Below are 10,438 nucleotides of genomic sequence, written 5' to 3' on the forward strand. Positions count from 1 at the left end.
CATTGGCGCGCATTTTTTGCGCCAATGCCCACAGCATCCCCATAGGGGTAGAGCTGGCGAGCCAGCACGAACCTGAACAGTCACTCTGGTTGTACCAGAAAGGGAGGGAGTGGCCTCCCTCCCCAGATCAGGCTGTGCGCCTGCCCATCCCTCTACTTGTCTCCAGGGATGAACAGACTCTGTGGCAAATCTCTACACATCCTTCATGGTCAACTTGATGCGCCCTTGCCGATCCACATCCAAAACCTTGACCTTGACCACATCCCCCTCCTTGACCACATCGGTCACCTTGGCGACCCGCTGCCCGGAAAGCTGAGAAATGTGTACCAAACCATCCTTGTTGGGCAGAATGTTGACAAAGGCACCAAAATCGGTCACCCGCACCACCTTGCCTTCATAAACCTGCCCCGCCTCCACCTCTTCGACAATACGCCGAATAATGGTCTCTGCTGCCTTGGCGCTCTGTCCATCCACCGCCGCAATGGTAATCGTACCATCATCGGTAATATCAATCTGGCAACCGGTCTCCTCGGTGATACCACGAATCACCTTGCCACCCGAACCAATCACCTCGCGAATCTTGTCGGGGTTGATCTTCATGGTGAAGATACGCGGTGCATAGTTGGACAAATCAGCCCGTGGCTCCGCCAAGGTGCTCTGCATCCGCTCCAGAATATGGATCCGGCCTGCACGCGCCTGACGCAAGGCCACCGCCATGATTTCACGATTGATTCCGGTGATCTTGATATCCATCTGCAATGCAGTGATCCCCTGCGCATTGCCGGCCACCTTGAAATCCATATCGCCAAAATGGTCTTCATCACCCATGATGTCCGACAAAACTGCAAACCGCTCTCCCTCCTTGACCAACCCCATGGCGATGCCCGCCACCGGCGCCTTGATCGGCACCCCGGCATCCATCATTGCCAGCACCACACCGCAAACCGTCGCCATCGACGACGAGCCATTGGATTCGGTAATTTCGGAAATGGCGCGCACTGTATAGGGAAAGGAGTCCTTCTCTGGCAAAATGGCAGCCACCGCCCGGGTTGCCAACTTGCCATGACCAATCTCTCGCCGCCCCGGAGCCCCCATACGTCCCGTCTCTCCAACGCTGTACGGAGGAAAGGTATAGTTCAAGTAAAAGGCATCCCGCGACTCACCATCCAAGCTCTCGACAATCTGCTCATCACGGCCGGTACCCAGCGTAACCACCGCCAAAGCCTGGGTCTCACCGCGCGTGAACAGAGCCGAACCATGTACCCGAGGCAATAAACTCACCTCACTGACAATCTGGCGAACATCGGTCAAACCACGTCCATCAATGCGCGTACCCGTGGACAAAATGCGCTCCCGGATCACCTCTGCTTCCAAATGGCTGAAAATGGAAGCCACCTCTGCCGCCAAAGCGCTGTTTTCCGCTGACAAGGCAGCAATCGCCCGTTTGCGACACTCGCCTACCGCGTTCTGACGCGCCAACTTTTCCACCACCTGATAGCCGGCGCGAATCTCTTCCAGATAACCCTGGCGTACCTGCTCTTGCAACGCCGCATCCACCACCGGCGCCTCCACCGCCATCCGTGGTTTGGCACACTCGGCAGCCAACTCACGAATCAAGGTCACAACCGGCTGGAACCCCTCAAAACCAAACATCACCGCATCCAGCATCTCCTCTTCGCTGAGGAAATCGACTTCGGATTCCACCATGGTCACCGCTTTGTCGGTTCCGGCTACCACCAGATCCAGGCGGCTGCTGGCCATCTGCTCAACGCTCGGATTCAAAACCAACTGCCCGTCGATATGGGCAACCCGTGCCCCACCAATCGGTCCATCAAAAGGCAAGCCAGAGATCGCCAAAGCTGCCGAGGCGCCAATCATCGCCGGAATATCGGGCTGATGCACACCGTCATAAGAGATCACCGTCGCCACCACCTGGGTATCCAGGGTGTACCCCTTGGGGAACAATGGCCGTAATGGCCGATCAATCAGACGCGAAGTCAAAATCTCCTTCTCAGAAGGACGTGTCTCCCGTTTGATAAAGCCTCCCGGAATGCGGCCTGCCGCCCAACTCCGCTCCTGATAATGCACCCCCAACGGGAAAAAATCGGCACCAGGACGAACCGTTTTGTCCGCCGTAGCACACACCAATACCATCGTCTCGCCGTAGGTCACCAGCACTGCGCCATCCGCCTGCCGTGCCATCCGGCCCGTTTCCAGGATGATTTCACTCGCCCCAAATTGGACACTCTTCCTAACAATTTTGAACATTTCGTCTTTTCCCCAATTCTTGGGCACACCCATGCGTACCCTATTTATATCCATTTCCTACTTGCGCAGATTCAACCGCTTGATCAGGCGCTGATAACGCTCTACATCCTGACCACGTACATAGGTCAATAAACGACGACGCAGTCCCACCATCTTCAGCAAACCGCGCCGCGAATGATGATCCTTCAGATTACTGCGCAAATGCTCGGTCAAGTTATTGATCCGTTCCGTCAACAGGGCAACCTGCACCTCCGGTGAACCGGTATCTCCTTCCGCTAAAGCATACTCTTTGATCAACTCCTGCTTGCGCTCCGGCGTAATCGACATCGAATCTCTCCTTTACTATCAACAATCAGTCACACTCACGCTACCTGTGGACGCGATACCGGGATGTCGTCCAGCACCCGATCCATCGGTAACAACACGGTTGCCAAACCTTCCTGACTGACCACCTGGGCCAGTTGGTCCAGGGTAATTCCCTGCTCCAGGGAAAAACCCAACGTCTCCGTGCGCAGAAGACGCTGCAAATGGGCCACCGTTCCGCAATGACGCCCCAAATCCCGCGCCAACGAACGCATATAGGTACCCTTACTGCAACGCACCAATACCTGCGCTACCCCCTCTTCATAACTCTCCAGCAACAATTGGTGAATCACCACCTGCCGGGGCGGCAACTCCACCGTCTCACCCCGTCGCGCCAACTCATAGGCCCGCACCCCATTGACATGCACCGCCGAATGGGCCGGAGGAACCTGCTCCTGTGGCCCCAAAAAGGCCTGCAACGCCTGCTCCAGCAGAGCACGTTCCGGGATAATCCCGTTTTCCGCAACCACCACTCCGGTCGGATCACCGCTGTCGGTCTCTATACCAAAGCGTATCCAACAACGATACCCCTTGTTTCCCTCCAGAATATGTGCCAACTGTTTGGTCGCCCTGCCCAAGGCCATCGGCAACAACCCCTCGGAAAAGGGATCCAAGGTTCCGCCATGCCCCACCTTGGCCGCCTGGGTCAAGCGCTTGACTATGGCTACCGCATGAGCGGAACTGATTCCTGCCGGTTTCAAAATCACCAACCAACCGTTAATATCACGGCCCGTCCGTCTGCCACGACTCACTGCTCCTGCTCTCCCTTTTTCTCTTCTCCATCCTCTCCCGCCGCCCCTTCCGGCGGAATCTGCAGCGAATGCAGTAAACGATCCATGCGCATACCATAATCCAGAGAGGTGTCCGGTTCAAAACGCAACTGCGGAGTATGGCGCAGCGATAAACGTTTGCTCAACTGACTGCGAATAAATCCGGCAGCATGCGTCAATACGCGCTGGCAGCTCTGCATACGCTCTTCCACTGCCGCCTTGGCCTCGCTTGCCGTCACTTCGCTTCCTGCTGCTTCCCCACCCAATAGCGAAAAAAAGACCGTGGCATGCTGTAAATCGGCACTCAATTGCACATCGGTGATGGTCAGCAACCCTGCCAAACGCGGATCATGAATCTCCTGCCGCAAAATCATCTCGGCAATCTCTTGACGAATCGAACCGGCCACCCGCTCGGTGCGAATCCGTCCCCCCGATCCTCCAGTCAGCTCCATTGTGCGATTCATGCCAAAAACTCCATCCGCAAATCGACCACTATCCCTGTACCCTCACCTTCAATATAATCCAACACCTTCTGCATGCGCGACTGCAATACCGCCACCTCATTACCCACCGCAACAAAGCCTAAACCAGCCGTCTGCCAATGGTCCAGATGCGCCACCTCAGCCACTGCCACCGCAAAACGATTGTGCACCCGCTGCAATAGTCCCTTGATGATCCCCCGCTTTGCCTTCAGAGAGTAGACCCCCGGCAGATCCAAACGGAGCTCCAGCGCCACGACGTGCATACCCATCCTCTCGTATTCCCGGTAGTAGTGCATCGCGCAACCAGGGCAATTGCTTGTGCAAAACGCTTTTGGAATCCAGGAGCGCTTATCGCCCCTGGCGAGAGCAGGATACCATCCCTGCAGGGATGCGGCCCCTCGCTTTTCAGTGCATGCACAACATGCGCGCAGAGCACACAACCTGGCCGCGAAGAAAGACTCTTTTAGGGAGGGCCATTGTCCAACAGGCACATGGTCGCCACATCAACCGTGCGGAAATATTCCGCACCGATGCCCTGCTTTCCGACCCTGAAGCGGCAATATTCCGCACTTGTACCCTGCTTTCCGACCCTTAACGATCAATGGTCTGCCGAACCTCCATCGAGGTAAATGCCTCGATGATGTCGTTTTCTTTGATGTCGCTAAATTTGTCGAGACAAATACCGCACTCCATTCCCTCACGCACCTCTTTGGCATCATCCTTGAACCGCTTCAATGCCTGCAGATCCCCGGTATAGATCACCGCATTGTCACGCAACAGACGCACCTTGGATTTGCGGGTAATCGTTCCCTCGATCACCATACACCCTGCCACCAAACCCACCTTGGAGATACGGAACAACTCGCGCACCTTGGCACGACCCACCACCGTCTCCTCCACCAACGGCTTCAACTTGCCTTCCAGCGCCTGGGTGATATCATCCATCAAATCATAAATGACGGTATAAAAACGAATATCCACCTGCTCACGCTTGGCCAGATCCCGTGATTTGGCATCTGCACGAATGTTAAAACCAACAATGATCGCATCCGAAGCCGCCGCCAACATCACATCCGATTCATTGATGCCACCAACCCCCACATGAATCACATTGACCCGCACCAACTCATGGACGATCTTCTGCAACGATTCGGCCACCGCCTCCACCGAGCCGCGCACATCACCCTTGATGATCACCCGGACCTCATCTGACTCCACCCGGTGAATTTGGTCAAAAATATCATCCATTTGTGGCGTATGCTTGGCTTGTCCGCGCTCTTTCGACTTGCGCATGCGGAAGGCGGCAATCTCCTTGGCCCGACGCTCATCTGGAACCGTAACCAGATCATCGCCCGCCTCAGGGATCCCGGAAAAACCGATGATCTCCACCGGCATGGCTGGCAACGCCTCACTGACCATCCGTCCCTTGTCATCGATCAAACTGCGGATCTTGCCCCACTCTGTTCCGGCAACAAAAATATCACCCACCTTCAAGGTGCCATTCTGTACCAAACAGGTGGCCACCGGACCACGTCCTTTGTCCAACTTGGCCTCGATGATTGCACCACGCGCCCGCTGTGCCACATCCGCCTGCAACCCCAACACCTCGGCCTGCAGCAGAATCATCTCCTCCAAAGTCTCAATGCCCTCTCCTGTATGGGCCGACACCTTGACAAAAATGGTCTCGCCACCCCAATCCTCCGGCACCAAACCATGATCCGCCAACTGCTGGGTCACCCGATCTATATTGATCCCCTGCTTGTCAATCTTGTTGATGGCCACCACAATCGGCACCTTGGCCTCTTTGGCATGATTGATCGCTTCGGTCGTCTGGGGCATAACCCCATCATCCGCCGCCACCACCAACACCACAATATCGGTCACATGTGCACCACGCGCCCGCATGGCCGTAAAAGCCGCATGGCCCGGTGTGTCCAAAAAGGTAATACTGGCGCCATTGGCCATCGTTACCTGATAGGCACCAATATGCTGGGTAATACCACCAAACTCCCGCGACGCCACATCCGATTTGCGAATCGCATCCAACAGCGAGGTCTTGCCATGATCGACATGACCCATCACCGTCACCACCGGAGGCCGCTCCTGCAAAGCATCATCGGCACTGGCTGTATCCGACAACTCAGCATCAATCGCTGCCGCCTCGGAAACCATCTTGGCCTTGTGCCCCATCTCCTCCACGACCAATACCGCCGTCTCCTGGTCCAACACCTGGTTGATGGTCAACATCATGCCCTGTGCCATCAAACGCTTGATCACCTCCGACGATTTGACCGCCATACGCGCTGCCAAATCACCCACAGTAATCATGTCCGGGACAATCACCTCGCGAATCACCGGACCCAGGCTCTGTGCATCCTCACGACGTGCAAACTTGTTCTTCGCCGCCGGGGAACGCGACCGACGCATCGGAACCTGTTTCTCATCCTCCTCGATAATCGCCTTGCCCTTATACTTGACCCGACCAGCCTTGAGCGTCACCCGTGCCGGTGAAGGCACAACATTATCCAGCTTGCGCTTTTCATCCACCTCCTGCTTTTGCCGACGCATCTCATCCAACTGAGATAAACGCTTGGCCACCAAAGCATCGGTCTTCTTGCGCGCCACATCCTCGCGCTGCGCCCGGGTCATCTTCTTGCCAGAGGCCAAATCTCCTGACGCATCCAACTCAGCCGGAACCACCACCGGCTTCTCGATCCGCCGTGCTGCCCCTGCAGGACGTCCCGCCGAGGCAGAGTCACCAGTCGCGGAGCGCGAGGGACCACGCCCTGCACCGCCCTCCATCCCCGGAGCCGCACCACTGCCACTGCGACCTGCATAAGAGGAGCCCTCTCGCCCTTCACGCCGGGGTGTATAAGAGGGCTCTTCCGTAGAATGCGACTCTCCTCCCTCACGACGCGGTGCCCCTCCCCCTGCCGGGCGTCTGTGGGCGCCCTCTTCCCGACGAAATGGCGCTCCCCCTTCCCGAGCCGGTCCACCAGAACCCTCACGACGAAATGTCGGCGCTTCGCCCCGACCCGCATAAGCCGGTTTACCCGATGACGGCTGCGGTCTCTCCTCTCTGACATCACGGCGCGTTACCGAGCTGCCACTCTTGACCGATGCCGCCATTCGCATGGCACCACCCTGCCCCGCAACGCCACTGGGTGCCTCTGCGGCCCCACCACTCTCTTTCGCGCCTCTGCCCCTGTTATCCTGGAACGATACCCTGGCGACCTCTCGGACCTGCACAGTCACACTGGGAGCTGGTGTACTCACCACCGGCGACTCGCGTTCAATCGGAGCTGCAACGCGCTCTTGCACCTCCTGCTGTGGAGTGGTTGTCTCTGGCTCTGGCGTCGCCAAAGCTGCCTTGGCCGCCCGGGCACGCTCGGCCTCTGCCGCTGCCTCTGCCGCTGCCTGCCGCTCCCGCTCCGCTTGCAGCTCCCGTTCCCGCTGCCGCTCCAGCTCCAACTGTCGCTCTCGCTCCTGTTGCTCCAGCTCCAACTGCCGCTGCCGCTCTTCAGCCGCCCGCTGCTCCTCTTGCTGCTGCAACAAAATGGCCCGCTCTTCTGAGGAGATCGGTGCCAGAATCTGCTTGGCGGGAGCCGTACTCCGCAGCGCCGCCGCACGATCATCACCCAGCGCCGCCGAGCCAGCAGGCAGTGTCGTGTTCTCCGGCGATGCAGCCCCCTCCTCGCCAGCCTTCACAAACGTCCTTTTCTTGCGTACCTCAACCACAACGCTCTTGCTGCGTCCGTGGGAGAAATTCTGCCGAATGGAGCCTCCCTCCACCGTTTTCTTGAGAACGATGCGCCGCGGCGCACTCAACCGCAGCATGCCAGCTTCTTCGTCCTCGCCATCGCCTTTCTTGATATCGCTCAAAAGAACATCCCCACCAACTTGATTGTTTTACGCCATTGCCCTGGCAACACCTCTGCGAGGTCATCCACGGCAAACCTTGCCTCAACCGCTTTGCCTACCTGCTCTGCTGCACCATCAAACAGATGCACCAAACTCCCGCCAACGCAGCAGATCATGCCGTAACCGCTCTGCCATACGCAGCTCTGTCACACCTAAAACCGCTACCGGACCACTACTGCCACACGCATTGCCAAAGCGCTCCCGATCCAGCAACTCCCACATCTCCAACGCGGCATGGCGGTGCAACAACTGCTGCAGCTTTTGTCGGGTATGCTGTGCCGTATCCGCCGCCAAGAGAATCAGCGGCTTTGCCCCAGCCGCCACACCTTCCGACACATCCCGCAAACCCCGCTGCAAACATCCCGCCCGGCGCGCCAAGCCGATACCATCCAATATCCGACTGGTCAAAGCCTTGCCTACCTGCTCCAGCAAGGGATCGACTGCTACCATGGCTCCCCCGCGCCGTTGCAGAAAGCGGCGCACCACCTGCGGATCCGGTAGAACATGAACCCCGCGTCCCGGCAAGCGCCCCGGCAAATCCACCGTCCATTGCCCCTGTGGGTCACTTACCAAACGCAGCAGATGCTCTTTGCGTCGCCGGGTACGGGTAACCGCACACTGTCGGAAAACACCCTCCTCCGCATCGGTCACCCCATCACCTTTGGCCCCACCACCCTTAACGCATCTTCCCGGGCCCATCAAACCATCCTGCTGCCGTGCGCGCTTCCAGAATCAACTTCTCCGCCTTGTCACGGGTCACCTTCTCACCCATGATCTCCATCACCTCGTCGGTCGATAAATCGGCCAGATCGTCCAAGGTGGCAATACCTTTATCGGCCAACTGCTGCTCCAGCCCCTCCGGGAATCCAGGCAAACGCGACAACTTGGGATCGATCCGCGCCGCCATGCGCGCCGCTTCCTTCTCCATCGCCAAAGACATCAATCGATCCCTGGCCCGGTTGCGCAACTCGTGGGCAATCTCTTCATCAAAGCCATCAATGCTGGCCAACTCTTCCAAAGGTACGTAGGCAATCTCCTCCAGGGCCGAAAAACCCTCCTGCACCAGGGCAGTTGCCACATCGCGATCGACATCCAGCCAACCGACAAAGTTTTTCGTCAACTCCTCAAACTCTTCCGCCCGTACCGCCTGATCCGCCTGCTCGGTGACAATATCAATGCGCCAACCAGTCAATTCGCTGGCCAAACGCACATTCTGGCCACGGCGACCAATTGCCAAAGAGAGTTGATCGGTACCGACAATCACCTTAATCGCCTTCTCCTCTTCATCCACCACCACCTTGGCCACCTCAGCCGGAGCCAAAGCGTTGCAGACAAATACCGCCGGATCCGGAGACCATTCGATAATATCGATCCGCTCCCCTTGCAGTTCGGTCACCACCCCCTGCACACGGGAACCTCGCACCCCCACACAAGCGCCTACCGGATCGACATGGCTGTCGTTGGAAAAAACAGCAATCTTGCTGCGAAATCCCGGATCACGCGCCACCGCCTTGATCTCGACAATGCCATCATAGATCTCAGGCACCTCCATCTCAAACAGACGCGGTACCATACGCGGATCGGTACGCGATAAAATAATTTGTGGACCTCGTGGCGAATCCCTCACCTCAAAAATATAGGCGCGGATGCGATCTCCCGGTCGATAATGCTCGCGAGGCAACTGCTGCTCATGCGGCAAAAAGGCCGCAGCACGACCCAAATCCACATGCACATTGTTGCGCTCGACACGCTTGACCAAACCGTTGATCAACTGACCTTGACGATCAAAATATTCCAGATAGACACTGTTGCGCTCCGCCTCGCGCACCTTCTGCACAATGACCTGCTTGGCTGTCTGCGCGGCAATACGCCCAAAATCGATCGGTGGCAAGCGTTCGGCAATCAAATCCCCCACCTTGGCCGCCGGATTCAAACGCAACGCCTCATCCAAAATAATATGGGTATCCTCACCCTCATAGGCATCATCGTCGTCTGAGCTCACCACCTCACGCAACTGGTTGATGAGAAAGTCGCCTGTCTTGTACTCGAACTTGACATGAATATTTTTGTGGGCACCATATTTTTTGCGTGAAGCCGCCTGAATCGCCGTCTCCATCGCCTCAATCACCACTTCACGCTTGATGCCCCGCTCACGGGCAAGTTGCTCTGCAATCTGTACAATCTCAACAGTCATGAATCTCAGCTTCCTTCATATTAGAAAGACAAAACAACTGGGCAGAACCCGCCAGCCTGACTCCCCTTGCGGTATTCAGACACGGCGAAAGCTTCCCTCACCTCTGCCCCCGCAAAGAAAAAAAAAAGCCGGCTCAGCCGACTTTGTCTCCGAAAACACAGGTTAGTCACCACACCAGTGACCCGTCATCCTTCCCAACAGCTCCAGACAACGGCGAGTCAGTCTCACCTACTCTAAAACAAAACCCCTCCCATGCCAAGGAAATCAATTTTCCATAATTCACTACCTGATTTCCCAAACAAGCCTGAGTTGCTCGGTACAGCATAATCAGGATCGGCAAGTAACGCAAGTCACTTTCCACACCCATGGCAATCGCATTTGAAAATCAGAAAATTATTATGGAGGTCCAGGAGGAGATTATCTCCTCCTGGTGGGTGCAG

General features: G+C 56.9%; 9 protein-coding genes. 1 reads left to right on the top strand and 8 read right to left on the bottom strand.

Translation table 11 applies throughout. The features are described 5' to 3' along the window. Nucleotides 1-218: hypothetical protein (locus EJP87_RS18770; RefSeq protein WP_227657772.1), on the top strand; the 218-nt coding region annotated here is incomplete at its 5' end. On the opposite strand, the gene pnp is transcribed toward EJP87_RS18770, so the two are convergent. The 8 genes from pnp to nusA all read right to left on the bottom strand — a co-directional run bounded on the left by pnp (nt 193) and on the right by nusA (nt 9,998). After that, nucleotides 193-2,268 carry a polyribonucleotide nucleotidyltransferase gene (pnp, locus tag EJP87_RS17325; RefSeq protein ID WP_130473059.1) on the bottom strand — a complete coding sequence of 692 codons (2,076 nt, stop codon included), beginning with the start codon at nt 2,266-2,268 and terminating at the stop codon, nt 193-195. The genes EJP87_RS18770 and pnp overlap by 26 nt on opposite strands. Before the next feature lie 57 nt (nt 2,269-2,325). After that, complete coding sequence (rpsO, locus tag EJP87_RS17330) at nt 2,326-2,595, bottom strand: 30S ribosomal protein S15 (RefSeq protein ID WP_130473060.1); 270 nt, start codon at nt 2,593-2,595, stop codon at nt 2,326-2,328. A 35-nt stretch (nt 2,596-2,630) separates the two neighbouring features. Beyond that, nucleotides 2,631-3,383, bottom strand: a complete 753-nt coding sequence (gene truB, locus EJP87_RS17335) for a tRNA pseudouridine(55) synthase TruB (RefSeq protein ID WP_130473061.1) — start codon at nt 3,381-3,383, stop codon at nt 2,631-2,633. Next, nucleotides 3,380-3,865 carry a 30S ribosome-binding factor RbfA gene (gene rbfA / locus EJP87_RS17340; protein WP_130473062.1) on the bottom strand — a complete coding sequence of 162 codons (486 nt, stop codon included), beginning with the start codon at nt 3,863-3,865 and terminating at the stop codon, nt 3,380-3,382. Before rbfA ends, truB begins: the two co-directional genes overlap by 4 nt. Further along, complete coding sequence (locus EJP87_RS17345; protein ID WP_227657773.1) at nt 3,862-4,152, bottom strand: DUF503 domain-containing protein; 291 nt, start codon at nt 4,150-4,152, stop codon at nt 3,862-3,864. The genes rbfA and EJP87_RS17345 overlap by 4 nt, the downstream gene beginning before the upstream one ends. A gap of 322 nt (nt 4,153-4,474) precedes the next feature. Further along, nucleotides 4,475-7,765 carry a translation initiation factor IF-2 gene (gene infB, locus EJP87_RS17350; RefSeq protein ID WP_130473063.1) on the bottom strand — a complete coding sequence of 1,097 codons (3,291 nt, stop codon included), beginning with the start codon at nt 7,763-7,765 and terminating at the stop codon, nt 4,475-4,477. 114 nt (nt 7,766-7,879) lie between these two features. After that, nucleotides 7,880-8,503 carry a DUF448 domain-containing protein gene (locus EJP87_RS17355; protein WP_130473064.1) on the bottom strand — a complete coding sequence of 208 codons (624 nt, stop codon included), beginning with the start codon at nt 8,501-8,503 and terminating at the stop codon, nt 7,880-7,882. Further along, on the bottom strand, nt 8,481-9,998 hold the full coding sequence (gene nusA, locus EJP87_RS17360; RefSeq protein ID WP_130473065.1) for a transcription termination factor NusA: 1,518 nt from the start codon (nt 9,996-9,998) through the stop codon (nt 8,481-8,483). Before nusA ends, EJP87_RS17355 begins: the two co-directional genes overlap by 23 nt. Nucleotides 9,999-10,438: the final 440 nt, after the last annotated feature.

The organism is Candidatus Magnetaquicoccus inordinatus (genome assembly GCF_004217665.1).
In the GTDB taxonomy this organism is placed as follows: domain Bacteria; phylum Pseudomonadota; class Magnetococcia; order Magnetococcales; family Magnetaquicoccaceae; genus Magnetaquicoccus; species Magnetaquicoccus inordinatus.